At 71.9% G+C, this 24,551-nt stretch carries 21 protein-coding genes; 9 read left to right on the top strand and 12 right to left on the bottom strand.

Annotated features, from left to right (window positions below):
* Positions 1 to 28: 28 nt before the first annotated feature.
* The 3 genes from ACIP94_RS25120 to ACIP94_RS25110 form a co-directional block, all read right to left on the bottom strand.
* Positions 29 to 631, bottom strand: coding sequence for a ClpP family protease (locus ACIP94_RS25120; RefSeq protein WP_402429774.1), 603 nt, complete (start codon positions 629 to 631; stop codon positions 29 to 31).
* A 1-nt stretch (position 632) separates the two neighbouring features.
* Complete coding sequence (locus ACIP94_RS25115; protein WP_402429771.1) at positions 633 to 1,271, bottom strand: ATP-dependent Clp protease proteolytic subunit; 639 nt, start codon at positions 1,269 to 1,271, stop codon at positions 633 to 635.
* Positions 1,272 to 1,382: 111 nt separating this feature from the next.
* Positions 1,383 to 2,585 (bottom strand): epoxide hydrolase family protein, encoded by a 1,203-nt coding sequence (locus tag ACIP94_RS25110; RefSeq protein ID WP_402429768.1) that lies wholly within the window; start codon positions 2,583 to 2,585, stop codon positions 1,383 to 1,385.
* Between the two features lie 139 nt (positions 2,586 to 2,724).
* On the opposite strand from ACIP94_RS25110, the gene ACIP94_RS25105 reads away from it, so the two are divergent.
* Positions 2,725 to 3,207 carry a VOC family protein gene (locus ACIP94_RS25105; RefSeq protein ID WP_402429765.1) on the top strand — a complete coding sequence of 161 codons (483 nt, stop codon included), beginning with the start codon at positions 2,725 to 2,727 and terminating at the stop codon, positions 3,205 to 3,207.
* A 167-nt stretch (positions 3,208 to 3,374) separates the two neighbouring features.
* Positions 3,375 to 5,045 carry a bifunctional phosphatase PAP2/diacylglycerol kinase family protein gene (locus ACIP94_RS25100; protein ID WP_402429762.1) on the top strand — a complete coding sequence of 557 codons (1,671 nt, stop codon included), beginning with the start codon at positions 3,375 to 3,377 and terminating at the stop codon, positions 5,043 to 5,045.
* Here ACIP94_RS25100 and ACIP94_RS25095 read toward each other — a convergent pair whose 3' ends face one another.
* Positions 5,046 to 6,542, bottom strand: coding sequence for an MFS transporter (locus tag ACIP94_RS25095; protein ID WP_402429760.1), 1,497 nt, complete (start codon positions 6,540 to 6,542; stop codon positions 5,046 to 5,048).
* A gap of 185 nt (positions 6,543 to 6,727) precedes the next feature.
* Between ACIP94_RS25095 and ACIP94_RS25090 the strand changes: the two genes are divergently transcribed.
* Both ACIP94_RS25090 and ACIP94_RS25085 read left to right on the top strand, forming a co-directional pair.
* On the top strand, positions 6,728 to 7,069 hold the full coding sequence (locus tag ACIP94_RS25090) for an ArsR/SmtB family transcription factor (protein ID WP_402429757.1): 342 nt from the start codon (positions 6,728 to 6,730) through the stop codon (positions 7,067 to 7,069).
* A 5-nt stretch (positions 7,070 to 7,074) separates the two neighbouring features.
* Positions 7,075 to 7,605: an SRPBCC family protein gene (locus ACIP94_RS25085; RefSeq protein WP_402429754.1), complete on the top strand. Its 531-nt coding sequence runs from the start codon at positions 7,075 to 7,077 to the stop codon at positions 7,603 to 7,605.
* A gap of 102 nt (positions 7,606 to 7,707) precedes the next feature.
* Here ACIP94_RS25085 and ACIP94_RS25080 read toward each other — a convergent pair whose 3' ends face one another.
* From ACIP94_RS25080 to ACIP94_RS25060, 5 genes are all read right to left on the bottom strand, one after another.
* Positions 7,708 to 10,524: an NHLP bacteriocin export ABC transporter permease/ATPase subunit gene (locus tag ACIP94_RS25080; protein WP_402429751.1), complete on the bottom strand. Its 2,817-nt coding sequence runs from the start codon at positions 10,522 to 10,524 to the stop codon at positions 7,708 to 7,710.
* A gap of 1 nt (position 10,525) precedes the next feature.
* Entirely contained in the window at positions 10,526 to 12,760 is a 2,235-nt protein-coding gene (locus tag ACIP94_RS25075; protein WP_402429747.1) for an NHLP family bacteriocin export ABC transporter peptidase/permease/ATPase subunit, read from the bottom strand.
* Complete coding sequence (locus tag ACIP94_RS25070) at positions 12,757 to 13,563, bottom strand: HlyD family efflux transporter periplasmic adaptor subunit (protein WP_402429744.1); 807 nt, start codon at positions 13,561 to 13,563, stop codon at positions 12,757 to 12,759. Before ACIP94_RS25070 ends, ACIP94_RS25075 begins: the two co-directional genes overlap by 4 nt.
* A 93-nt stretch (positions 13,564 to 13,656) precedes the next feature.
* A complete protein-coding gene (locus ACIP94_RS25065; protein ID WP_402429742.1) occupies positions 13,657 to 13,872 on the bottom strand; it encodes a type A2 lantipeptide in 216 nt (71 codons plus the stop codon).
* A 551-nt stretch (positions 13,873 to 14,423) separates the two neighbouring features.
* Complete coding sequence (locus ACIP94_RS25060; protein WP_402429739.1) at positions 14,424 to 14,864, bottom strand: PaaI family thioesterase; 441 nt, start codon at positions 14,862 to 14,864, stop codon at positions 14,424 to 14,426.
* 214 nt (positions 14,865 to 15,078) lie between these two features.
* On the opposite strand from ACIP94_RS25060, the gene ACIP94_RS25055 reads away from it, so the two are divergent.
* Entirely contained in the window at positions 15,079 to 16,473 is a 1,395-nt protein-coding gene (locus tag ACIP94_RS25055; protein WP_402429736.1) for a S1 family peptidase, read from the top strand.
* Positions 16,474 to 16,737: 264 nt separating this feature from the next.
* Here ACIP94_RS25055 and ACIP94_RS25050 read toward each other — a convergent pair whose 3' ends face one another.
* The gene (locus tag ACIP94_RS25050; protein WP_402429734.1) at positions 16,738 to 17,715 is read right to left on the bottom strand and encodes a helix-turn-helix domain-containing protein; all 978 of its coding nucleotides are present in this window, start codon (positions 17,713 to 17,715) and stop codon (positions 16,738 to 16,740) included.
* Between the two features lie 187 nt (positions 17,716 to 17,902).
* On the opposite strand from ACIP94_RS25050, the gene ACIP94_RS25045 reads away from it, so the two are divergent.
* Together ACIP94_RS25045 and ACIP94_RS25040 are read left to right on the top strand one after the other, a co-directional pair.
* Entirely contained in the window at positions 17,903 to 20,359 is a 2,457-nt protein-coding gene (locus tag ACIP94_RS25045; RefSeq protein WP_402429731.1) for a SpoIIE family protein phosphatase, read from the top strand.
* 74 nt (positions 20,360 to 20,433) lie between these two features.
* The gene (locus ACIP94_RS25040) at positions 20,434 to 20,952 is read left to right on the top strand and encodes a metallophosphoesterase family protein (protein ID WP_402429729.1); all 519 of its coding nucleotides are present in this window, start codon (positions 20,434 to 20,436) and stop codon (positions 20,950 to 20,952) included.
* 265 nt (positions 20,953 to 21,217) lie between these two features.
* Here the strand turns inward: ACIP94_RS25040 and ACIP94_RS25035 are convergent, their stop codons facing one another.
* Positions 21,218 to 22,468, bottom strand: coding sequence for a YncE family protein (locus ACIP94_RS25035; protein WP_402429726.1), 1,251 nt, complete (start codon positions 22,466 to 22,468; stop codon positions 21,218 to 21,220).
* A 241-nt stretch (positions 22,469 to 22,709) separates the two neighbouring features.
* Between ACIP94_RS25035 and ACIP94_RS25030 the strand changes: the two genes are divergently transcribed.
* On the top strand, positions 22,710 to 23,369 hold the full coding sequence (locus ACIP94_RS25030; RefSeq protein ID WP_402429723.1) for a TetR/AcrR family transcriptional regulator: 660 nt from the start codon (positions 22,710 to 22,712) through the stop codon (positions 23,367 to 23,369).
* A gap of 14 nt (positions 23,370 to 23,383) precedes the next feature.
* Here ACIP94_RS25030 and ACIP94_RS25025 read toward each other — a convergent pair whose 3' ends face one another.
* The gene (locus ACIP94_RS25025; protein ID WP_402429721.1) at positions 23,384 to 23,689 is read right to left on the bottom strand and encodes a hypothetical protein; all 306 of its coding nucleotides are present in this window, start codon (positions 23,687 to 23,689) and stop codon (positions 23,384 to 23,386) included.
* A gap of 117 nt (positions 23,690 to 23,806) precedes the next feature.
* Here ACIP94_RS25025 and ACIP94_RS25020 point away from each other — a divergent pair, with 117 nt between their 5' ends.
* Positions 23,807 to 24,457, top strand: a complete 651-nt coding sequence (locus tag ACIP94_RS25020; protein WP_402429718.1) for a TetR/AcrR family transcriptional regulator — start codon at positions 23,807 to 23,809, stop codon at positions 24,455 to 24,457.
* Positions 24,458 to 24,551: the final 94 nt, after the last annotated feature.

The following is a 24,551-nucleotide window of genomic DNA, read 5'->3' as shown; positions in this document are numbered from 1 at the left end:
GGGGACGTCCGGCTCCCGGCCCGGCGGGTCACCCGGACGGGCCCCGCCGGCTGAGGACTTCGTCCGCGAGCCCGTAGGCGACGGCCTCCTCCGCGGTGAAGACCTTGTCCCGGTCCATGTCGGCCCGCAGCGTCGCCACCTCGTGGTGCGTGTGCCGGGCGAGGACCTCCTCCACCTGGGAGCGGACGCGCACCATCTCCTTGGCCTGGAGACTCAGGTCCGAGACCGTTCCCCGCTGTCCGCCGGTCGCGGGCTGGCCGAGCAGCACACGGGCGTGCCGGAGCACGAACCGACGGCCGGGGTCGCCGCCGGCCAGCAGCACCGCCGCCGTCGAGGCCGCCTGCCCGACGCAGAAGGTGGAGATGGGGGCCCGTACGAACGTCATCGTGTCGTAGATCGCCATCAGTGAGGTGAACGACCCGCCCGGCGAGTTGATGTAGACGGAGATCTCCTGCTCCGGGTTCGCGGACTCCAGATGAAGGAGCTGCGCGATGACGACATTGGCGACGCCGTCGTCGATCTCGGTGCCGAGGAAGACGATCCGCTCGGCGAGCAGCCGGCTGAAGACGTCGTAGGACCGCTCGCCCTGCGCGGTCCGCTCCACGACGTAGGGAACCGTGTACGACCCCATGTCACAGCCCCATCCGCCGGCGCGCGGCGGTCGGACGGACGTCGGCGAGCGACTCCACGACCCGGTCCACCATTCCGTACTGCCGGGCCTGCTCGGCCGTGAACCAGCGGTCGCGGTCGCCGTCGCGTGCGATGGTCTCCTCGCTCTGCCCGGTGTGCTCGGCGGTGATGCGCTCGATGGCCTTCTTGGTGTACTCGAGGTTCTCCGCCTGAATCTCGATGTCCGCCGTGGTGCCGCCGATGCCCGCCGACGGCTGGTGCATCATGATCCGCGCGTTCGGCAGGGCGAACCGCTTGCCGCGCGTTCCCACGGTGAGCAGGAACTGGCCCATGCTGGCGGCGAAGCCCATCGCCAGCGTCGACACGTCGTTGGGGATCAGCCGCATGGTGTCGTAGATCGCGAGACCGGCGGTGACGGACCCGCCGGGGCTGTTGATGTACAGGCCGATGTCGGTGCGGGGGTCCTCCGCCGACAGCAGGAGCAGTTGCGCGCACACCCGGTTGGCCGACACCTCGTCGACCTGCGTGCCCAGCAGGACGATGCGCTGGGCGAGCAGTTGTGCGGCGAGATGGTCGTCGAACCGGGTGGACGGGGTGTCACCCTCCTCCGCGCGGGGGGAGAACATGGTAGGTGGAGTCATCGGGTCTCCTTGTCGTGGCACGGACGCCGTCGACTCCACTGTCGGCCCCCGGCGAGGGGCGGATCCCGTTTCTCTGCCCGCCGCAGATTCGCCGAGGGCAGAGCGACGGGCTCAGCCCTGCTCGCGCAGTTGCCGGAAGAAGGCCCGGACGTCGTCCACCAGCAGGTCGGGCTCCTCCATCGCCGCGAAGTGGCCGCCCCGGTCGAACTCCGTCCAGCGCACGATGTTCTCGGTCCGCTCCGCCCGGTGCCGCAGCGGAACCTGGAGTTCGGCCGGGAAGACGGCGACCGCGGTCGGCGCGGTCGACGGCTCGGACGGCGCGGCGGCACGACGTGCGGCATGCGCCCGCTCGTAGTAGATCCGGGCCGCCGAACCGGCGGTGCCGGTCAGCCAGTACAGCATCACGTTGGTGAGCAGCCGGTCCCGGTGGACGGCCTCCTCGGGCAGCTCCCGCGAGTCCGTCCACTCCCTGAACTTCTCCACGACCCAGGCGAGCTGGCCGACGGGCGAGTCCGTGAGGGCGTAGGCGAGCGTCTGCGGCCGGGTGGAGTGCAGGATCGCGTATCCGGTGCCCTCCCGCTGCCACTCGGCCCACCGGCGCCAGGAGGTGAGGGTGCGCTCCCGCTCGTGCGGGCTCAGCGCGGCCAGCTCCTCGGGGGTCGGCTCGGTGGCCTGCTGCGCACCCGGCAACAGGTTCAGATGGACACCGATCACCCGGTCGGGGTGGGCACGGCCCAGCTCCCGGGAGACCGCCGCGCCCCAGTCGCCGCCCTGTGCGCCGAACCGCCGGTAGCCGAGCCGGGCCATCAGCTCGGCCCATGCGTCTGCGATACGGCCCGGCTCCCAGCCGGTGTCCCGGGTGGGGCCGGAGAAGCCGTAGCCGGGCAGGGCCGGCACCACGACATGGAAGGCGTCGGCGGGGTCGCCTCCGTGGGCGGCCGGGTCGGTGAGCGGCCCGACCACGTCGAGGAACTCCACGATCGATCCCGGCCAGCCGTGGGTGAGGAGCAGCGGCGTGGCATCCGGCTCGGGGGACCGGATGTGCGCGAAGTGGATCCGTGCCCCGTCGATCTCCGTGGTGAACTGCGGCCACTCGTTCAACCGAGCCTCCGCCGAGCGCCAGTCGTAGTCGTGGCGCCAGTACCGCACGAGTTCGCGGAGATAGTCGAGGGGGACCCCGTACGCCCACCCCACATCCGGCAGTGCGTCGGGCCAGCGGGTACGGTCGAGGCGGTCGTGCAGGTCGTCGAGGTCGCTCTGCGGGACGTCGATGCGGAACGGCTGGGGGGACGATGCGTCCTCAGGGGCGGTCATGGTGGCGGATCGTAGCCCCGGCCGCGGAGGCCGCCCCCCCGAGGACATGGCCGGGAAAAGTCGCCGCCTCGCCACCGATGAGTGGGGGCCCGGGGATCGGTCTACCGGGGTGATGACGTCCCCACCCGAGGAGGTACCGATGCCCACCGACGGATTCACCACCTGTCTCTGGTTCGACGGCCAGGCCGAGGAAGCGGCCGATTTCTATGTGTCCGTCTTCAAGAACTCCCGGCTCGGCCGCGTCGGCCGCTACACCGACGCGGGCCCCGGCCCGGCCGGCTCCGTCATGGCCGTCGAGTTCGTGGCCAACGGCCAGAAGTTCGTCGCCCTGAACGGCGGCCCCCAGTTCACGTTCAACGAGGCCGTCTCCTTCCAGATCTTCTGCGACGACCAGGACGAGGTGGACCACTACTGGAACCGGCTCATGGAGGGCGGCGGCGAGCCCGGCCCCTGCGGCTGGCTCAAGGACCGGTACGGCCTGTCCTGGCAGGTCGTACCGGCCCGGCTGATCGACCTGATCAGCGACCCGGACGCGGCCAGGGCGGCCCGCACCACCCAGCTGATGATGACGATGTCCAAGCTGGACATCGCGGCCCTGGAGGAGGCGTACGCGGGGGAGTAGCCGCCCCGGAGCGGCGGGGCCGCGCCATACGGGGAGCGGCCCCGTCCGCCGTACGCCTCCGGCCGGGGTGCGCGGCGAACGGCCGGTGTCCACCGGTCGGAGCAGCGACCGCGCCGGTCGGGTGCGCCCCGGATGCCGTCGTCGGCACATGCGGGTAGCCGTGGAGCATGCGCTTCCTCGGCGAACTGGACCAGCGGCTGTTCATCCGGGTCGCCACCGCCCGTCTGCCGGGCGCCGACCCCGCGCTCACCCGGCTGAGCCGCTCGGCGGACCACGGCCGGCTGTGGCTGGGCACGGCGGCCGGGCTCGCGACGCTCGGCGGCCACACCGGCCGGCGCGCCGCCCTGCGCGGCGCCGGTTCGCTCGTCCTCGCCTCGCTGACCGTGAACACCGTCGTCAAGTGGTCCGCCCGGCGCCCGAGACCGCTGCTGGACCCCGTGCCGCGGATCCGGCACCTGACGCGACAGCCGCGCACCACCTCCTTCCCCTCCGGTCACTCCGCGTCGGCCGCGGCCTTCGCCACCGGTGTCGCCCTGGAATCCGCCCGCTACGGCGCGCTGGTCGCCCCCGTGGCCGCCGCGGTCGCCTTCTCGCGGGTCTACGTGGGCGTGCACTACCCGGGGGACGTGCTGGCCGGGACGGTGATCGGCGTCGGCGCCGCGGTGCTGACCTGCCGCTGGTGGCCGCCGCGCCAGGCGCATCCGGAGCGCGAGCGGCCGCCCGCCGCGGCGCCCGCCCTGCCCGGCGGAGACGGGCTCGTGGTCTTCGTCAACACCGGCGCCGGCGCCGGGCCCCCGGCCGCCCCGCTGCCGCCGACCGACCTCCTGACGCAACTCCTGCCGGGGGCGGAACTCGTGGAGTGCGGACCGGACGACGACTTCGGGCCCCTGCTCGACCGGGCGGTCCACCGGGCCCTCGCACGGGGCGGCGCGCTGGGCGTCCACGGGGGCGACGGAACCGTCAACGCGGCGGCCCGGGCCGCCGCCCGGCACGGCCTCCCCCTCGCGGTGTTCCCCGGCGGCACCCTGAACCACTTCGCCCTCGACGTGGGCGTCCCACATGTCGAGGACACGGTGGCGGCGGTCGTGCGCGGTGAGGCGGTCGCCGTGGACCTCGGGATCGCCGTTCCCGAGGACGCGGACAAGGACAAGGACACGGACAAGGACACGGAAAAGGACACGGAAAAGCACACGGACAAGGACGCGGACCGGGAGCCGGGCGCGGTTCCGGTGGAGTTCCTCAACACCTTCGCCATCGGCCTCTATCCGGAACTGGTCCGGCTGCGCGAACGCCTGGAGCGGCGGCTGGGCAAATGGCCCGCGGCGACCGTGGCACTCATCCGGGTGCTGCGCACTGCGACGCCCGCCGAGCTGCGCATCGACGGGCGGCCCCGCAGACTCTGGCTGCTCTTCGCGGGCAACGGCCGTTATGTGCCCGACGGCTTCGCGCCCTCCTTCCGTCCGCGCCTCGACGACGGGCTGCTCGATCTGCGGCTGATCGACGGGGACCACCGGCTGGCGCGTACCCGGGTGGCCCTCGCGGCGCTCGCCGGGGCCCTTGGACACTCCCCGGCGTATGTCGCCGAGCGGGTGCGTGAAGTGCGGATCGAGGGCCTCAAGGGCACGGACACCTGTGCCTACGACGGTGAAGTCGTCCCGGCCCCCGGGGCGTTGCGGCTGGGCAAGCGGAACCGGGCGCTCGTCGTCTACCGGCCCGCCGTACCGCGCGGTGAGATCGTCCAGCCGGCACGGCTCGCCGCCCTCCTCGCCCGGTGGTGCGGAGGGCGCAGGGGCCGCCGTCTCCCCGTGGACGGCGGCCCCTCGGCTCCGGAGCACTGATCACATGTGGACGACGGGGGCACCCTCGACGGAGGGCTGCCGGGTGCCACGGCGGTAGAGCAGGAACGCGATGACCGCGCCGGCGGCGAAGAAGCCCGCCGACCACCCGAAGGCGGTGGTGTAGCTCTCGATGGTCGCCTGCGCCCGGACCAGCCGGCTGGTCGCGTCCTTGCCGGCCAGATAGTCGGTGGCGGCGCTCGCGGCCAGGGTGTTCAGCAGGGCGGTGCCGATGGAACCCCCCACCTGCTGCATCGCGTTGACCGTCGCGGAGGCGACCCCGGCGTCCTCGGCCGCCACCCCGCCGGTGGCGAGTTGCATGGCCGGGGGCATCACCAGACCGAGGCCCACGCCGATCACGACCAGTTGCGGCAGCACCGCGCTCAGGTAGTGCGAGCCGAGCCCGATGCCCGTGAGCCAGGCCATGCCGGCCGTGGCCACGGCGAAGCCCAGTGCGATCACGGTCTTCGGACCGATCCGCGGCAGCAGCACCGTCGTGCCGAGCTGTGCCGTCACCATCAGCGCGCCCACCATCGGCAGGAAGGCCACACCGGTCTTCGTCGGACTGAAGCCGAGGTTGAGCTGAAGGTAGTAGGTGAGGAAGAGGAAGACGCCGAACATGCCCGCGCCGGTGATCAGCACCGCGAGGTAGGAGGCCGCGCGGTTGCGGTCCAGCAGGACGCGCAGCGGCAGCAGCGGGTGCGCGGCCCGGTTCTGCCACCAGGAGAAGATCGCGAGCAGTACGGCGCCCGCGACGAGGAAGCCCCAGGTCCGCGGCGAACCCCAGGGGTGCGTCTCGGCGTTGGAGAAGCCGTACACGAGGGAGAAGAGTCCGCCGGCGACCAGGACCGCGCCCGGCACGTCGAGTTTGGAGTTCGCGGCGTCGCGGTGGTTGGCGAGCAGGGTCCAGCCGCCCGCGAAGGCGACGACGGCGATGGCTACGTTCACATAGAGCGTCCAGCGCCAGTCGAGTGCGTCGGTCAGCAGCCCGCCCAGCAGCAGACCGACCGCGCCGCCCGCGCCGGCGATCGCGCCGTACACGCTGAACGCCCGCGCCCGCTCCCGGGCGTCCGTGAACGTGGTGTTCAGCAGCGACAGGGCGGCCGGTGCCAGCAGCGCGCCGAAGACGCCCTGGAGGGCGCGGGCGGTGACCAGCATGCCGAAGCCGGTGGCGGCACCGCCGAGCGCGGAGGCCCCGGCGAAGCCGACGACCCCGACGAGGAAGGCGGTCTTGCGGCCGAACAGGTCCGCGATCCGCCCGCCGAGCAGCAGCAGGGACGCGAACGCCAGCGCGTACGCGGTGACGATCCACTGCCGGTTGGCGTCGGAGAAGCCCAGGTCCGCCTGGGCGGACGGGAGGGCGATGTTCACGATCGTGGCGTCCAGCACCACCATCAGCTGTGCGATCGCGACGACCGCGAGGATCCACCACCGCTTCGGCGAGGCCGGCGGTGTCTGCACGGCGTACGTCGGGATGCCGTTCTTCACCGTCTGGGACATGGCTGAACCACTCCAGGGAAAGGCGTTCGGAGACGTCGTTCGCAGGACAGCTCGTAAACGAAACTGTTTCGTACACATCGTATGCTAGACGGCTTCTCGCGAAACGGCAACGTTTCGATGGGCTCGTCTACGCCGCGCGCTTGTATGCCTTGACAGGAATATAACCGTGACGGCATATTCAGGTGGTGTCCGAAACCTCCTTGTGGTCCGCCCTCGCCGACCCCCACAGGCGGGCCATCGTCGCGCTGCTCCTGGAGCGGCCGCGGCCCGTCGGTGAGATCGTCGAGGCGTGCGGTCTCAGCCAGCCGAGCACGTCGAAGCATCTGAAGGTGCTGCGCGACGCGGGCCTGGTGCGCGTACGACAGGACGCGCAGCGCCGGGTGTACGCGCTCGACCCGGCTCCGATCGCCGCACTCGACGCTTGGCTCGACCCCTACCGCAGGCTGTGGAACCGCAGCCTCGACGCGCTGGGGCGGCGCCTCGACGAGACCTCGGACGACCCCGACGAACCCTTCGCGAAGGACTGATCAGCATGGCCGCCGACCTCACCGGCACCTACCTCACCCTCGACGACGGCCGCTCCGCCGTCCGCTTCAGCCGGGTCTACGACCACCCGGTCGACCGTGTCTGGCGGCTGGTCACCGACCCCGACGAACTCGTCCGGTGGTTCCCCTCCCGCGCCGAGTTCGAGCTGCGCCCCGGCGGCACCGTCCACTTCAGCGGGGACCCCCATATGCCGGAACCCACCGGCAGGGTCGTGGCCGTCGAAGCGCCCCGGCACCTCTCCTTCACCTGGGGCGGCGACGAACTGCGTTTCGACCTGGAGGAACTGGAGGGCGGACGGACCCGCTTCACCCTCACCAACGTCCTCGGGGAGCAGAACACCGCCGCCCGCAACGGCGCCGGCTGGGAGGTCTGCCTCGCGGCCCTGGACGCCCGGGCCCGCGGCGAGCGCTTCGAAGGCCCGCATGCCGGGGTGACCGCCTCCTGGAAGGAGTACTACGAGCGGTACATCCGGGCCGGGATCCCCTCGGGCGCGCCCGTTCCCGGCACCGGCGCCTGACGGCTCACGCCGTCTGACGCCGGGACCAGCGCCTGACCGCTCACGCCGCCCGACGCTGGCACGGACGCCCGACCGCTCACGCCGGGACCGCTGCCTGACCGCTTACGCCATCTGACGCCGTACCAGCTCGTGCAGCCGCCCGCCGGTGTCAGCGAGCAGCTCGGCCGGCGGGCCCTGCTGGGCGACTTTCCCGTCCTCCATCACGATGACCCGGTCCGCGTCCAGCACGGTGGACAGGCGGTGGGCGATCACGATCCGGGTGGCGTTCAGGGCACGGGTGGACTCGATGACCTTGCGCTGGGTCTCGTTGTCCAGCGCGCTCGTCGCCTCGTCGAAGAACAGGATGCGCGGGCGGCGGATCAGGGCCTGGGCGATCATCAGCCGCTGGCGCTGTCCGCCGGAGATCGCGCCGCTGCCCTGGACGATGGTGTGCAGGCCCATCGGCATCCGCTTGATGTCCTCGGCCAGTCCCGCCATCTCCGCCGCGGCCATCGCCTCCTCCGGCGTGTACGGCTCGGTGCCGCAGATGACGTCCAGGATGGAACCGGTGAACGGCTGCGCGTGCTGGAGCACCACCCCGCACTGCCGGCGCACCGCCGACTGGTCGAGCGCCGCGAGGTCCTGCCCGTCGTACAGGACGCTGCCGGAGACCGGCTTGTCGAAGCCGATCAGCAGGCGCAGCAGCGTCGACTTGCCGCAGCCGCTCGGGCCCACGATCGCCACGAACTCGCCCGGCCGCACCGCGAAGGACACGTCGTCGAGGACCAGGGGGCCGTCGTCGGCGTAGCGGAACGAGAGCCGGCGCGCCTCGATCGCGCCGGACAGCACACCCGGCCGGGTGCTCGCCGTGCGCACCTCCGGCGTCGCGTCCAGCACCGGCCTGATCTCCTCGAACAGCGGCAGCGCCGCCACCAAGGAGACGAACGCACCGGTGAGCTGCGTGACCGAGGTCAGCAGCATGGTCACCGAGGTGTTGAAGGTGAGGAAGTCGGCGGCCGACAGGGCGCCCCTGGCCGGGCCCGCGAGCAGCATGAACAGCAGCAGCGAGCACAGCGGCAGATACACCGAGCCCAGCACCGTGGTGAGGTTCTTGATCCGGCCCACCTTCTGCTGCAGCTCACGGCTGCGCGCGAACTCGCCGGCCCAGGCGGCGTAGGCATAGTTCTCGGCCGCCGCGACCCGCAGCTTCGGCAGGCCGCGCAGGGTCTGGAAGGCCTGGTTGTTCAGCTTGTTGCCGAGCCGCACCAGTCGCCGCTGCCAGCGCACCTGCCAGAGCCCGAGCCCCAGGAAGACGGCGGCGATGACGACGAGCATGGTGATCGCGGCCAGCGCCATGGGCACGCTGTACCACAGCAGCAGCCCCAGGTTCATCACACCGACCGTCACCGACTGGGCGACCACCGGACCGACCCCGGCGAGCAGCCTGCGAATGGCGCTGATGCCCATGGCCGCGCTCGCCAGCTCACCGGTGGAGCGCTCCGCGAAGAACTTCGTCGGCAGTCTCAGCAGACGGTCCCAGACCGCCGGCTGGAGCGTCGCCTCGATCCGTCCCTCAAGGCGCAGAATGCTCAGGTTCTCCAGCAGCATGAACGCCGCCGCCACCACACCGGTCACCATAAGGGCGAGGCAGACCTGGACGATCAGCCCCTCCTGGGCCTTGGGCACATACTCGCCGAGCACCTTGCCGGTGGCGATGGGCACCAGCGCGCCGATGGCGACGGTCACCAGACCGCTGAGCAGCAGTCCCAGCAGATCGCCCCGGGTGGCGCGCATGCAGAAGCGCAACAGCCGCAGGGGGCTGAGCCGTTGGTCCGGCAGCGGACGGTAGAACATCACGGCCCGCGGCTCGAACTCCGCCGCGTTCGCCTTCTCGACGGGGGTCTCGCGGCCCGACGAGGGCTGGACCGCGACATAGCCGCCGCGCCGCCACAGCAGCGCGACCGGCGCGCCCGACAGCGCTCGGTGGCCCACCAGCGGCCCCACGTCGTCGCGCCACCAGCGTCCGTCCAGCCGTACGGCCCGGGTGCGGACCCGGGAGGCGACGGCGATGCGCTCGACCGGATCGAGGCGGTCGCTCTCGGTGCCGCTCCCCGAGGGGTCGGCCAGTGTGATCCCGGCCGCGCGCGCCACCAGTCCGCAGGCCGCGTAGGTGGCGTCGGCGTCGGCTGCCGTCGTGCGCCGGGCCGACGCCCTGCCGATCGAGGCGAGCAGGGTGCGGTCGGCCTGGGCGCGGACCGCCTCACCCGCCTTGATACCGGCCGCGGTACGGGTCTCGTGGCTGCGCTCCACCTGCTCGATCCACCGGTCGAGGGTGGCGAGCAGACGGTACTGCTGGTCCACCATCCCCTGCCAGACCGCGGGATCCATCAGCAGATCGGCCGCCGCCTGCGCCCCGTACAGAGAGCCGTACTGGACGCTGCCCGGCGGCACCTGCATCCAGAACACATCGTCGTCGGTGATCTCGGCGGCCCGTTCGCTCGCCATCGGCGCCTGGAAGAGGATCGTGAGGCCCCGGCCGACGCCCAGGGCGAGCGCGTACTCCAGCGGGCTCGTCGTCGGCGGTACGTACTGCGGGTTGCCGTACTCGTCGTACGACCAGGTCTGGGTGTCGACCTGCTGGTACAGCTCGCGTAGCTGGATGCGGCGCACCGCGCAGTCGCGCACCGGGCGGGCGACCAGGGTGTGCTGGGGTCCCGCGACCGGGCCGAGTAGCAGCGAGCCCGCCTCGAGACGGCCGAGGTGGTGCCAGTGGCCCTGCGCGGCGGCGTCCACCGCGAACAGGTCCAGCGCGCCGGCCGCGACCAGCCACAGCACCTGCGGGCCCTCCAGGTCGAGCCGGCCCAGGCCCGAACAGTCGACCGGGGATCCCATCGCGCCCAGCGCGTTGAGGACGAGGTCGCCCTCCTGAACCGCCGTCATCTCATCGCTCCCTGACCAGCTCGGCGTACGCACCGCCGGCCGCCACCAGGGCGTCGTGGCGCCCACGTTCCACGATCGTGCCGTGCTGGAGCACCACGATCTCGTCGCTGTCGCGTACGGTGCTGAGCCGGTGCGCGATCACCACGCAGGCGCAGCCTCGCTTACGCAGGTTGTCGATCACGGTCTGCTCGGTCTCCGCGTCCAGGGCGCTGGTCACCTCGTCGAGAACCAGGATGCTCGGATCGCGCACCAACGCCCGTGCGATCTCCAGGCGTTGGCGCTGCCCGCCGGAGAAGTTCCGCCCGTCCTGCTCCACCCGGCTGTGAATGCCGCCCGGGCGGCGCATCACCACGTCGTACAGGGCCGCGTCCCGGAGCGCCGCGACCACCGCGTCGTCCGGGATCGAGGGGTCCCACAGCGCCACGTTGTCGCGCACCGTGCCCTCGAAGAGGAAGACGTCCTGGTCGACGAAGGAGACCGAGGCGGCGAGCGCCCCGCGCGGAATGTCCTCCAGGCGCCGTCCGTCGATGCGGATCTCGCCCTCCCATGGCGCGTACAGGCCCGAGATCAGCCGTGACACCGTCGACTTGCCGCTGCCCGAACCGCCGACCAGCGCCACCTGCTGCCCCGGGCCGACCGTCAGACTGAAGCCGTTCAGCAGCGGCTTGTCCAGGGGGCTGTAGCCGAACGTGATCCGCTCCAGTTCGACATGGCCGTGCAGCCGGCGGGTCGACTCGCCGCGTCCGGAGCGGCCGTAGAGCGGGTCCGCCTGGAAGTTCTCCACGTCCTTCAGGCGTGCCACGTCCGCGGCGAAGTCCTGGATACGGCCCGCGACCCCGTTGAGACGGGTGATCGGCGCGGTGAACCGGGTCACCAGGGCCTGGAAGGCGACCAGCAGCCCGACCGAGATATGCCCCTCGACCGCCCGCAGGCCGCCGATCCACAGGATCAGCGCGCTGTTGAGCGTGGCGAGCGTCGGCGCGACCACGCCCAGCCAGGCGCTCGGCACCCCGAGCCGCTGCTGTTCCTCCAGCGTGGTGGCGTGCTGCCCGGCCCACTTGCGGAAGTAGCCGTCCTCGCCGCCGGTCGCCTTCATCGTCTCGATCAACTGGAGCCCGGTGTAGGCGGTGTTGGTGAGCCGGGCGCTGTCCGCGCGCAGCTTCGCGGTGCGCGTCGCCCGCAGCCGGACGACCACCCGCATCGCCACCACGTTGAGCAGCGCGACGCCGATGCCGACGAACGTCAGCTGCGGGTCGTACGTGTACAGCAGCACCGCGTAGAGCACGACGACGACCGCGTCCACGCCCGCCGCCGCGAGGTCGCGGGCCAGCGTCTCGGCGACCGCGTCGTTGGACTGCAGGCGCTGCACCAGGTCGGCGGGGCTGCGCTGGGCGAAGAATGTCACCGGCAGGCGCAGCAGATGGCGCAGGAAGCGGGCGCTGGAGAGCGTGGAGGAGATGATCCGGCCGCGCAGCAGGTTCGCCTGCTGCAACCAGGTCAGCACGATCGTCAGCAGCACGCACGCGGCCATCGAGGCGAACAGCACCCCGAGCAGCGAGGTCTGCCCGCCGATCAGGAACATGTCGATGTAGGTCCGGCTGAGCGCGGGCAGCGCGGCGCCGACCGCCACCAGCAGGAGGCTCGCGAGGATCGCGGCGGGCATCGTGCCGGAGGTGCCGCGCAGCCGGGCGGGCATGGCGCCCAGAACGCCGGGCCTGCGTCCGCCCCGGGTGAAGCCCTCGCCCGGCTCCATCACCAGCACCACCCCGGTGAAGCTGGTGTCGAAGTCCTCCATCGGCACGAATCGGCGACCCTTGCCGGGGTCGTTGACATACACGCCCCGGCGGCCGAAGCGGCGCCCCATGCCGTCGTAGACGACGTAGTGGTTGAACTCCCAGAACAGGATCGCGGGTGCCTTCACCTCGGCGAGCGCGGCCGTGTCCATCTGCATGCCCTTGGCCGTCAGGCCGTAACTGCGGGCCGCCTTCAGGAGGTTGCTGGCGCGTGAGCCGTCGCGGGAGACACCGCACGCGATGCGCAGCTCCTCCAGCGGGATGTGCCGGCCGTAGTGCCCGAGCACCATGGCCAGGGAGGCGGCACCGCACTCCACGGCCTCCATCTGCAACACGGTGGGAGTACGGACGGTCTTCGTCCGGCCCTTGGGCACCGTGCGCTTCGGCGGCGCGGCGCGGCGTCTGCCCCGTACCGGGGGCAGGGTGTCCGAGGGAGCGGTCACGGCAGGAGCCAATCGACGGGACGCTGATCGGCCATGCGGATCGAGCCGGAGGCCAGGGTCATGGAGGTGAGGGCGAACGGGGGGCCGTCCACCGACGACCACCGGTACCCGCTCTTCGTGTGGGAGGACGTGTCGAGCCGCACCAGGACGGCCACCGGGCGGCCCTTCTTGGTGAACTGCTCACCCAGCTGGTCGTCGCCCAGGAACGAGGCGATCTGCTGCGCCGACTGGGGCGCCCGGTCCACGGACTTCACATGACCGCGCAGCACCCCGTACCGCTGCGTGGGCACCGACTGGACGGTGAGGTCGACGGAGGCCTCGGCGGGGATGGCGGCGGCGCTCTCGGCGGGCACGTACACCGTCGCGTACAGCGGGTCGGAGGCGTGCGCGACCTTCTCCACCGCGGCGACGTTCGCCCCGGTCTGGATGATCTGGCCGATGGTGGCGGCGAGCGCGGTGACGCGGCCCGCGGCGACCGTGCGGACCATGGAGTCGCCCTGACTCGTCCGCACCTTCACCACGGGCGCGTTCGCGGGCAGCCGTTCGCCCTCCTTCGCGAGGACCGCGGTGACCTGTCCGGCGACGGGGCTCTGGAGGACGTAACTGCCCTCTCCATGCGTGAGGACGGCCGGCGCGCTGACCGTGGAGGCAACCGAGCCGGTGACGGCCCACGCGGACGCGGCGGCCATGGCGACCACCGTCACGGCGAGCACGAGCCACCCCTGGGGGCGGGCGAAGCGCACCGGGAGGTCCAGCTCTTCGGGCGACTGCAGCTTGGCGAGGGCCTGTTGGCGGAACTGCACGGAACCTTCCCTCACCTGTCCTGAGAGATTTAGGGCATCCGAGAGCCCCGGAACCGGGAGACGGTTCCGGGACTCAACGGCACAAAGGTGCGATCAGAGACCGGCGACCAGCTGGGTGACCGGGGCGGTGTTCAGGCCGGTGACACCCTCGACGGTGCCGACGGCCGTGCCGACCAGGCCGGAGACCGGGGCAACACCGTCCACCAGGCCGGTGGCCGTGCCGACGGCGTTGACCTGCAGACCACCGGAAACGGCGTCCAGCTCGGCGTCCGAGATCTCGGCGGTCTCAACCTGGGGGGTGGAGTTCATGATGGAACTTCCCTTCATATGGATATTCACAAGGGGGAGAGCGGCCCCCCTCTGGGGACAGACGGTCGGCCGCGCCCGCGGACGCCGGGAACCCGTCACCGGGCTCCGTGGGGGAGGCACCCGCGGTGCAACGGATCAAAGCACGCCGGGGCAGGGCTCTTCCACTCAATCAACGCTCTCACCAGGGCAATTGATGTTCCGCCAGGGCGATCCGTGCAGGTGTGCGCACGGTGTGTCGGCGACTTCTTCACATGCCGCGCCTCATCGGCGCCCCCGGTCCCTTGCGGCGCGAAATCCGAATGGGACACTCCTGGTCCAATGGCGCGGGCCCCGGCCTGAGAGTGTGCAGATCCGTCGCCCATGGTGACGTGGTTGTGCAGATTCCCTGAAGCCGGGATTCCGCTCCCTGTGTTGAGCTGTACGTCACCGGGCGGTCGCGGACCGTGTGTGTACGGTGCCTGCCGCAGTGGTCGCGTACGGGCCTCGCCGCAGTGGTCGCGTACGGGCCTCGCCGCGGTCGGGCGAGCACGTCCTCCGCCGTGGTCGCTCGCCTACGGAACCTGCGGCGGCCGGTCCCGGGAGGACTGGTCCGGCAGCGCGTACACCGTGCTCGCCCGCGCCGTGATCTCCGCCGTGTCGCCCGCCGTCATCGTGATGTCGGCGAACGCCATACGCCGGCCCAGTTTGGTGAGGACCGCCTCCACCAGCACATCCGCGTCCACGACCGCGCGTTGGAAGCTGGTGGACTGCTGGACGGTCGTCATGGGCACGAAGCCGCTGCGCGCCGCCGACACCGCGATCACCGTCGCCGTGTCGGCCGCGGCCATCAGCGCCTGACCCGACAGCACGCCGCCCTCCCGGGCGAGCCGGGTGGACCAGGGCAGCCGCAGCACGGCTCGCCGCTCGTCCAGTTCGACCACGGTGAGTCCCAGGTCCTGCACCCAGGGGGCGAAGTTGCCGGCGAGGATCTTGTCGGCTTCGGCTGGCGTCATGCGTGAATCCTTCCCCCGCCAGGGCCCCGGCAGACGCGTTTGCCACCTATCTCACGCTTTCGCATACGCCAACTCGGCCAGTTGCCCGACCCGTTGAACACCCCCCATGACACATGCGTATCAACAGGCATCCAGGCGCCCCAGTCGGCTGCCGGACGGTCCCGATCGGATGCCGGACGGCGGCAACGCACCCCCGCCCTCAGGAGGTCAAGAGTTGAGTCACAAACGCATACCCAAGCGCAAGGCCGCGATAGCGGTGGGAAGCGTGGCGGCGCTCGGAGCGGCGGCCCTTCTGCTGCCCAACGCCAACGCCTCCCAGACGGGTTCGTCGGACGCCACCCCGAAGACGTTCAAGGCGGACGATGTCTCGGGCCTCGCCTCTCAGGTCGCCGCTCAGCTGGGTGACGCCTTCGCGGGCGCGTACTACAACGCCGACAAGAAGCAGGTCGTCATCAACGTGGTCGGCAACGACAGCAATGTCGTCAACACCATCAGAAAGGCCGGCGCGATCCCCAACCGGGTGCAGAACAGCACCGCCGCGCTCCAGGCCGCCGCCAAGACGCTCAAGGCGCAGGCCACGGTCCCCGGCACCGCGTGGTCCGTGGACCCCAAGACCAACAAGATCCAGGTCTCCGCCGACAGCACCGTCACCGGCGCCAAGTGGGACAAGGTGGAGTCGACGGTCAAGAGCCTCGGCTCGGGCATGGCGACTCTCAGGAAGTCCGGCGGCGCCTTCAAGACGCTGGTGTCGGGTGGTGACGCCATCTTCGCCCAGGCCAACGGCGGTGGCGTCCGCTGCTCCCTCGGCTTCAACGTGACCGCGAGTGACGGCAGTCCGGCCTTCCTGACGGCCGGCCACTGCGGGGTCGCGGCCAAGCAGTGGTCCGACTCCCAGAACGGGCAGCCGATCGCCACCGTCGACCAGGCCACCTTCCCCGGCAACGGCGACTTCTCCCTCGTCAAGTACGACGACCCCAACACCCAGGCGCCGAGCGAGGTCAACGCGGGCAACGGGCAGACGGTCCAGATCAACCAGGCCGCGGACGCGGTGGTGGGCCAGCAGGTCTTCCGCATGGGCAGCACCACCGGTCTGCATGACGGAACCGTCACCGGACTCGATGCCACCGTCAACTTCCAGAGTGAGACCGTCCCGGGCGGCGTCGACACCGTCACCGGGCTCATCCAGACCAATGTCTGCGCCGAGGCCGGCGACAGCGGCGGCTCGCTGTTCACCCAGGACGGCAGCGCGGTCGGTCTCACCTCGGGCGGCAGCGGTGATTGCACCGCCGGCGGCGAGACCTTCTTCCAGCCGGTGACCGCGGCGCTCAAGGCGACCGGCGCGACGCTCGGCGCGGGTGGCGCGGCGGGCGCGGGCAACCAGAGCGCGAGCCCGGGTGGCCAGGGCGGGGCCGGGGACCAGAGCGCGAGCCCGGGTGGCCAGAGCGGGGCCGGTGACCAGAGCGCGAGCCCGGGTGGCCAGAGCGGGGCCGGTGACCAGAGCGGCACCGGTCAGCAGGCGGGCGGCGCGGCCGACCAGTCCGGCAGCGAGCAGTCCGGGCAGGCGCAGGGCGGCGGCGCGGCCGACGGTTCCTCGCTGACGAGCCCCTGATCCACTGAGTCGCCGAGTCGCGAGCAGGCAAGCCGGCGGAGCCGCCGAGCGGGCAACTCGGTTGAGCCGCCGAGCGGGCAACTCGGTTGAGCCGTCGAGCAGGCAAGTCGGTTGAGTCGACGACCCGGCAAGTCGGTACGTGCGCAAGTCAGTGTGTCGCGGTCCGGCCCTCCGGCGGGAGGGCCGGACCGTTCGTCGTCTGCCGGGGCCGCCTACGAGTGTTCGCGGTCGCGAAGTGGCCCGGTCCGGGAGCGTCCCCGGTGGTCACCCCTCGTCGGCGGCGCGGCGGCCGGAGCGCCGCCCGGCCCGCGGCGCGATCCGGTCCGCACGCTCCTCCCGGGCAGCGTCCACGCCCCCCTCGGCACGCTCGGCGGGCCCGGTGCGCGCCGGCCCGCCGACGTCGTCCGAGCCGCCTCCGCCGCCCGCGTGCAGACTCCCCAGCAGCGCCAGGAGTTCGGCGCTGCGGCTGCCCGGCTCGGGATGGAAGACCACGAGGGTCATCCCGTCCGTACCGCCGATCTCGAACTTGTTCGAGTGCAGCTCCAGATCGCCGACCTGGGGGTGGGCGAGCCGGCTGAGACGACTGCGCCGGGGCCGCACCTCATGGCGGCTCCACAGCAGACGGAAGCGTTCGCTGCGCAGGGACAGCTCGCCCACCAGCTCCACCAGCCGCGGGTCGTCGACCTCGGACCCCACGTGGGCGCGCAGACTCGCCACGCCCTCCGCGGTCGCCTCCGCCCAGTCACGGCGCAGTTCCCGCTCGGTGGGGTCGAGGAACGCGGCCCGCAGCAGGTTCACGCCGGGCGCGTAGTTCGGCGACAGGGCGGCGGCCAGGGAGTTGACCGCGAGGACATCGGTGAACCTGTTCTGCACATACGCCGGATTGCCCGTCCAGCCTTCGATGAGCTGGCGGATGCCCACCGGCACCTGCTCGGGCCGGGCGCCCCGCCTGCGGGAGGCGGGCCGGCCGGGCCGGGCCAGACCGATCAGATGCCCGGTCGTGTCCGTGTCCAGGTGCAGGACCCGGGCGAGGGCCTTGAGTACCTGGACGGACGGATTGCGGTCCCGGCCCTGTTCCAGCCGCAGGTAGTAGTCGGAACTGATGCCGGCGAGCATCGCGACCTCCTCGCGGCGCAGCCCGGGAACCCGGCGCAGTCCGCCGCCGCTCAGGCCCACGTCCTCGGGTCTGACCAGGGCCCGTCGGGCCTTGAGGAAGTCGCCGAGCGCGTTCGTGCCGTTCATACGACCACCGTAGGGCCGCTGCGGCGGCTTCCGGGTGTCCCCGCCACCCCCAGGAACCGGAGCGCACCGCCGACCGGTGCCCCGGCAGCGCCCCGTCGGCGGCCCCACGGCAACGACACGCACAAGGAGCTGCGCCGACACGCGCAGAGGGGCTGCGCCGAAGTCGCGGAAGCGCTGTAATTGCAGAGTGGGGAGCGAAGGCGCTGCGGGACGCAGAACGAGAACGCAGCGTGCGGAACTTGCCCTCAAGACGCTCACCGCGGACCTCGAACCGTGCGACCGGCTGCGTCGCGTCCTCGAACAGGCCCTGGCCTTCACGGGGGCGACCCTCGCCGCCGTCTACGCCCCGCACGAGGACGGTGACGGGCTGCGTCTGACCGAGGCGGTCGGTGCGCCCAGGGCCCTGTACGGGCTGCGCGACGTCCATCCGCTTCCGGCGGAGTCCCCCGTGGCGGACGCCCACCGCGCCGGACAGCCCCTGTGGCTCGCCCCCGAGGACCTCGGCCGCTGTGCCGGCGCGGGCCGGCTGCCGGATCCGGACTTCTGGCTGGGCATCCTGCCCCTGCGCGACGGCGGCTGCCTGGCTGCCGTCACCGACCAGCCGGACGGCTTCGACGCCGAGGACCACGAGTGCCTCCAGCTCGTCGCCGAGGCCGTCGCGGGCCCCCCGCCGGGCTCGGCCGGCCCGGTCCGACCGGTCGGCAGCTCGTTCAGTGTCGCCGTGGACAGCGGCCGGGTCGAGGTCGACGGCGAAGTGCTGGAGCTCTTCGGCATCGATCCGGACGAGTTCGGCGGCCGGGTGGAGACCCTGCTCGCCCGGACCGTGCCGGAGGACGTGCCGGCCCTGATGTCCGTCGTGGAACCCGACCGTCTGTCCGCCGGCGACCGGGAGCTGGAGTTCCGTATCCTCCAGCCCTCCGGCGCACCGAAATGGCTGCGGTTGCGCGCGCGGCTGCTGCCGGCGGGGGAGGGCCGGCCGGCCCGGCTCGTCGGTACGGTCGCCGACGCCTCGAAGCTGCGCCCCGCCGTCAGCGATGTCACCCGCATCCAACGCCTCGCCGCAGCGCTCGCCACCGCGGGCACCGTCAGCGATGTCAGCGGGGCCGTGGTCGCCGCCCTGCGCACACCGCTGCGGGCGGACCGTATCGCCCTGGCCGAGCTGGAGTCCGACCGGCTCGTCGTGACCGTTCTCGACCCGCCCGAACCGGAGGCCTGGCCCGAGCTGTGGCGCACCGAATGGCGCACCGAGTGGCCCGACGCTCCCGTACGCGCCATGCCGACCCTCGCCGCCGCGCTGCGGGAGGGCCGCGCGGGGATCTGGCCCGCCGGGACGGACCTGGAGCCCGCGCTCGCCGAGGTGGGGCCCGGCGGCCTGGTCGCCCTGCCGCTGCCCGCGGGCGGACGCACCGCCGGCGCCTGCCTCATCGGCTGGGACAGCCCGCACGACTTCACCCCCGACGAGCGCGCCCTGCTCACCGCCGCCGCGGGCCTCGCGGGACAGGCGCTCGTGCGCGCCCGTGCCTTCGACGCCGAACACGAACTGATCGGCATGCTTCAGCGCGCCCTCCTTCCGCGCCGCCTGCCCCGGCTGCCCGGCGCCGACGCCGTGGGCCGCTATCTGCCCACCACCGCGGGCCTGGAACTCGGCGGCGACTGGTACGACGTGATCCCGCTGCCCGACAACCACGCCGCCCTCGTCATCGGCGACGTCCAGGGCCACAACGCCGGAGCCGCCGCCCTGATGGGTCAGATGCGCACCGCCCTGCGCGCGTACGCCGCCGAGGGCCACCCCCCGGACGTCGTCGTCTCGCACGCCAACCGGCTCCTCGTGGAGATGGAGTCCGACCTCTTCGCCACCTGCTGCTATGTCGACGTCGACATGGAGGAGGGCACGGCCTGGTGCGTCCGCGCCGGACACATCCCCCCGGTGGTGCGCCATCCGGACGGCGGAACGCAGATCGTCGAGGCGGAGGGCGGACCGCCCCTCGGCGTCGTCGACCAGGCGGACTACCCGATGACCCAGCTGCGGCTGGGGCCCGGCGCGATCCTCGCCCTCACCACGGACGGGCTGGTGGAGACCGCCGAGACCAGCCTCGACGACGGGCTGGCGCGGCTGGCCCGGGAACTGTCCGCCGCCGATCCCGGGCACCTCGGGTTCGTCGCGGACGCGCTGCTCGCCGACGCCAACCGAAGTGACGACGTGGCGCTCCTCCTCGTCCGCTACGACGGCATGGCGGTGCGCCCGCTGCGCGAGACCTGGACGGTGTGGCGTGTGCCTGAAGCGGTCCGGCACGCCCGCCGCTTCACCCGGCGCACCCTGCGTACCTGGGGTGTGGCGCGGGAGGACCTCGACACCGTGCTCCTCGTCGTCTCCGAACTCGTCACCAACGCGCTCGTGCACACCGACGGCCGGGTGCGCCTCGACCTCACCGTGCTCAACCACCGGCTGCGCGTAGCGGTCGCGGACGCCTCACCGCGTTCGCCGGTCAAGCCCACGAGCATCGGATGGGAGGCCACGGGTGGCCGGGGCATCCTGCTCGTCGAGGCCATGGCGGCGGAGTGGGGGACGCTCCCGGTGAGCGGCGGCAAGCAGGTGTGGGCGGACCTCCACCTGGAACACCCGCCGACGAGCGCACGCACCTGACGACCGGCGCGACGTCGACGCGCCCCCGGTGCCGAAGGCGCGCCCCGGCCGTGCCGTCGTGACACTCTGACATCGTGCGTCTGCTGCTCATGTCCGACACCCATGTTCCCCGGCGCGCCCGGGAACTGCCCCCGCAGCTCCTCGCCGAACTCCCGCGTGCCGACGTCGTGATCCACGCAGGCGACTGGGTGGACCTCGCCACGCTCGATCTGCTTCAAGCCTGCTCCGCGCGGCTGATCGGCGTCCACGGCAACAACGACGGTCCCGAACTGCGGGCCCGGCTGCCCGAGGCGGCCCGCGCCGACCTCGACGGTCTGCGCCTCGGCGTGGTCCACGAGACCGGCCCCGCGCAGGGCCGCGAACGCCGCTGCGCCGCGCGCTTTCCCGACCTCGACGTGCTGGTGTTCGGACACAGTCACATCCCGTGGGACACCATCACGGACACCGGCCTGCGGCTGCTCAACCCCGGTTCCCCGACCGACCGCCGGCGCCAGCCCCACTGCACCTACATGACCGCGACGGTGGCCGAGGGCGCGCTCCGGGACGTACGGCTGCACCGACTACCGCCGCGCACCACGGCGCCGGGGTGTTGACGTCGTCCGCCTCACCGCTGATTGTTGTGCGCACGGCGAAACTGCGGCCGACCTCGGCACCACCGCGGGGCCGCCCGTGTACACCGGGTCGACCCCGATCGCCGTGGCGGACGAACCGGGTGGCGCGGGCGGCAAGCGGCTGCCGCTGACCGCCTCCGGCGCAGCGGCCGTGCACTACGCGCTGGTCCGAACGGGGCGACGGCCCCGTCCGCGGCCCTGCTGAGCGCGGCGCGGACGGAGCCGTCGGCGTGGGCGGCGAAGGAGATCAGCCGGCGGAGGGACCCGTCCAGTCCGCCGGGACATGGGCCAGACGCACCCGCTGCGGGTGATCGCCTACCGGGACCGAGGCGACCTTCTCGCCCGTCGCGAAGTCGATCGCGGTGATCTGGTCGGCGCCGCTTTCCGAGATGACACAGTCCTTGCCGTCGCCGCTCACGGTCGCCCAGTAGGGCTTGGCGGCGATGATGAGCGGGCCCTCCTGGAGGGTGGCGCGGTCGACGACGGTCGCGTAGTCGTCCATCGTCCCCGCGACGCACAGCTTGGTGCCTGACGGGTTCATCGAGATGCCGTGGTGGCGTGAGTCGTTGACCCAGGTCGTACGGTCCTCGCTGGTCGCCGGGTTCTTCGGCAGGGTCTTCACCCGGGTGATCTTGTCGGCGGCCACGTCGTACTCCAGGAAGCCGTTGAAGAACGACACCTGGAAGTAGAGCCTGGACTCGTCGGGGGTGAACACGGCGGGACGTACCGCGTCGGAGAAGTCCTTGAGCCCGATGGCGTCGAGCCGGCTGCGCATGTCGATGATCTTGACTTGCTGGAAGGTGTGGGCGTCCACGACCGTGATGTGACGGTCGCCCTTGGTCCAGTCCCACGCCGGGTCGTCGAGCGAGGTGTTGACCTCGCCGATGGCCATGTTCCAGATGTACCTGCCGTCCTTGCTGAAGATGTTCTCGTGCGGCTTGTCGCCGGTGGCGAACTCGCCCAGTTCCCTGCCCGTATCGATGTCGAGGACCTGCACCTTGTCGGCGGTGGAGGCGGAGACCGCGACCCGGGTGCCGTCGGGGGAGACCGCCATGTGGTCGGCGCGGTAACCGGCGACCGGGAAACGCCAGTTGATCTTCCCGGTGGCCAGGTCGATGGACACGACGTCGGCGAAGCTCGGCCGGGAGACGACCATCGACCTGCCGTCGGGCGTGGAGTACATGTCGTCGACGAATTGGTCGTGCCCCTCGCCGACGCTGTTGCGGATGGCCATGAAGTAGATCCACTTGATGGGATCGGCGTTGATCTCCGCCATACGCGCGTCCTTGTCGGGAATCACATTGACGCGGCCGATCTTCGTGAAGTCGCCGCTCGACCTGATGACGTCGGCGGTGCCGTCCCAGTTGTTGCCGACGAACATCACCTCGCGCAGCGCGGCGGAGGAGTCCTGTGCCGAGGCCGCCGTCGCCGTACCGCCGGCGGTCAGGGCGAGGGCAGCGGACAGGGCGAGCAGATACCGGGGTCTGAAGGCAGGCATGGTGGGGGTCCTGTCGTCGAGGGAGAGTGGCGAAGGCCACCTGGACTTGGTGCGAGCATGGCAATGTCAGGGGTGCGATGCCCGGCGGGGCCGGGTGGTGCGGGGCTCGGTGATTCTGAATACGTCCACGTTCAGAGTGACTTACTGGAAAGTAAGGAGGATGCCGCCCTCTTCACAAGACTCCGTGCGCGACAAAATTGAGCGAGAGGCGAACAGATCAGCGAGTGATGCGGGGGAGTGCGTGACGGGCAGACTCAGACAGCCCACGGGGCGGTACGGGGGCAAGTCGGCCGAGGAACGGCAGGCCGAGCGGCGCCGGCGCTTCCTGGACGCCGCGCTCCAGCTCTTCGGTGACAGCCCCGGCTTCCGGTGCACCACCGTCGCGGCGCTGAGCGAGGCGGCGGGGCTGTCGACACGCCAGTTCTACGAACAGTTCCACACCCTCGAGGATGTGCTGGCCGCCCTGCACCTCGAGGTCAACGACTGGGCGGAGGAGGCCGCGGCCGCCGCCCTCGCGCACGCCCGCGACCTCCCGCTCGCCGAGCGCGCCGCCGCGGTCTTCGGAGCCTACGCGGCCAATGTCACCTCCGATCCGCGCCGGATCCGGATCACTTTCGTCGAGATCATCGGCGTCAGCCCGCGGTTGGAGGCACAGCGGCTGGAACGCCGTTCCCGATGGGTGGAGTTCATCTGCGCCGAGGCCGCCCTGGCCGCCGGGCGCGGCGAGGCCGCGCCGCGCGACTACCGGATCGCGGCCACGGCGTTCATCGGCAGCGTCAACGGCCTGCTGCACGACTGGCGGGCCGGCTGGGTGGAGGCGACCCTCGACGAGATCGTGGACGAACTGGTCCGGCAGTTGCTCGCCATCCTGCGCCCGGCCGACTGGCAGCCGTCCGCCTGAGTGCCGGCCCGGCCTCACCCCGCCACGACGGCCGGCAGGACGCTCGCGACGGCGAGCGTCGCACCGACCGGACAGCCCGCGCGCAGCCTCAGGCGCGGAGCGCGGTATCCGCCCTCGTACCCGGCCCGCAGTTGCGTGCCGCGCCGCGCGGTGTGCTGCCGGGAGCGGCGGAAGAGCGCCGGCTGCTCCTGGGTGAAACGCTCCAGCAGTCCCTTCCGCTCGGTGTGATCGCTGTATACCCGCCGGAGCGCTCCCGCCCAGCCGCTCGCCTCCGGAGCGGAGCCGAGCTGAGCGAGGTACCGGTGCCGCGGCCGCGGCAATTCCGGGCGCCGCCGTTGCGTAGGCTTCCGTGGGCCTCGCCACCCCGGTCGAGGACCTCCGGCCGTTCGCGGGACTGGCCGCCGGAGGACCGTGCGAAGTCCCGTGCGGTGGTGACCATGGCCGGCAGGACGGGACGGGCGGAACAGGTCGGCGCGACGCGGGAGCTGATCCTGACCACCGCGGAGCGGCTGTTCGCCGAACGTGGGGTGCACGCGGTGTCCAACCGCCAGGTCAGCGAGGCCGCGGGCCAGGGCAACAACACCGCGGTGGGCTATCACTTCGGCACCAAGGCCGATCTGGTCCGTGCGATCGTCCGTAAACACGCCGCCCGCATCGAGGACGTCCGGCTGCGGCTGCTGGCCGAGACCGGCGACTCCCCGGACGTACGCGACTGGGTGTCCTGCCTGGTGCGCCCCCTCCCCGAGCACCTTGCGGCGCTGGGCAGCCCCACCTGGTACGCGCGGTTCTGCGCCCAGGTGATGACCGACCCGGCGATGCACGCGATCATGGTCGAGGAGTCCCTCTCCTCGCCGTCGCTGCGGCAGGTGCTCGACGGACTGCACCGCTGCCTGCCCGACCTGCCGCCCGAGATCCGTGCCGAACGCAGCGCCATGGCACGGGAGCTGATACTCCATCTGCCCGCCGAACGCGAGCGCGCCCTGGCCGAGGGTATGTCCACGCCTCGCGCCACCTGGTACGACGCCGCGAGCGGCCTGGTCGACGCGATCGTCGGCATCTGGCTGGCGCCGGTCACGAACGGCTCCTGAGAGGTCGTTTTCACCTGCGATGCGTGCTTTGGCCTGGTCTTTTCGGCCGGCGGTTGGCGTCTCGGCGGGGCTGGTGGAGTGGTTGCGGCACATG

The sequence above is a fragment of the Streptomyces sp. NPDC093261 genome (genome assembly GCF_044753645.1).
Taxonomy (GTDB): domain Bacteria; phylum Actinomycetota; class Actinomycetes; order Streptomycetales; family Streptomycetaceae; genus Streptomyces.
Note: the sequence above shows the minus strand (reverse complement) of the source record. Positions and strands in the feature narration are given on the sequence as shown.

What these genes read in the sequence shown, in the direction of transcription:
- ACIP94_RS25120 (WP_402429774.1), bottom strand. Translation starts at nt 631, where the DNA reads ATGGGGTCGTACACGGTTCCCTACGTCGTGGAGCGGACCGCGCAGGGC.
- ACIP94_RS25115 (WP_402429771.1), bottom strand. Translation starts at nt 1,271, where the DNA reads ATGACTCCACCTACCATGTTCTCCCCCCGCGCGGAGGAGGGTGACACC.
- ACIP94_RS25110 (WP_402429768.1), bottom strand. Translation starts at nt 2,585, where the DNA reads ATGACCGCCCCTGAGGACGCATCGTCCCCCCAGCCGTTCCGCATCGAC.
- ACIP94_RS25105 (WP_402429765.1), top strand. Translation starts at nt 2,725, where the DNA reads ATGCCCACCGACGGATTCACCACCTGTCTCTGGTTCGACGGCCAGGCC.
- ACIP94_RS25100 (WP_402429762.1), top strand. Translation starts at nt 3,375, where the DNA reads ATGCGCTTCCTCGGCGAACTGGACCAGCGGCTGTTCATCCGGGTCGCC.
- ACIP94_RS25095 (WP_402429760.1), bottom strand. Translation starts at nt 6,542, where the DNA reads ATGTCCCAGACGGTGAAGAACGGCATCCCGACGTACGCCGTGCAGACA.
- ACIP94_RS25085 (WP_402429754.1), top strand. Translation starts at nt 7,075, where the DNA reads ATGGCCGCCGACCTCACCGGCACCTACCTCACCCTCGACGACGGCCGC.
- ACIP94_RS25080 (WP_402429751.1), bottom strand. Translation starts at nt 10,524, where the DNA reads ATGACGGCGGTTCAGGAGGGCGACCTCGTCCTCAACGCGCTGGGCGCG.
- ACIP94_RS25065 (WP_402429742.1), bottom strand. Translation starts at nt 13,872, where the DNA reads ATGAACTCCACCCCCCAGGTTGAGACCGCCGAGATCTCGGACGCCGAG.
- ACIP94_RS25060 (WP_402429739.1), bottom strand. Translation starts at nt 14,864, where the DNA reads ATGACGCCAGCCGAAGCCGACAAGATCCTCGCCGGCAACTTCGCCCCC.
- ACIP94_RS25050 (WP_402429734.1), bottom strand. Translation starts at nt 17,715, where the DNA reads ATGAACGGCACGAACGCGCTCGGCGACTTCCTCAAGGCCCGACGGGCC.
- ACIP94_RS25035 (WP_402429726.1), bottom strand. Translation starts at nt 22,468, where the DNA reads ATGCCTGCCTTCAGACCCCGGTATCTGCTCGCCCTGTCCGCTGCCCTC.
- ACIP94_RS25020 (WP_402429718.1), top strand. Translation starts at nt 23,807, where the DNA reads ATGGCCGGCAGGACGGGACGGGCGGAACAGGTCGGCGCGACGCGGGAG.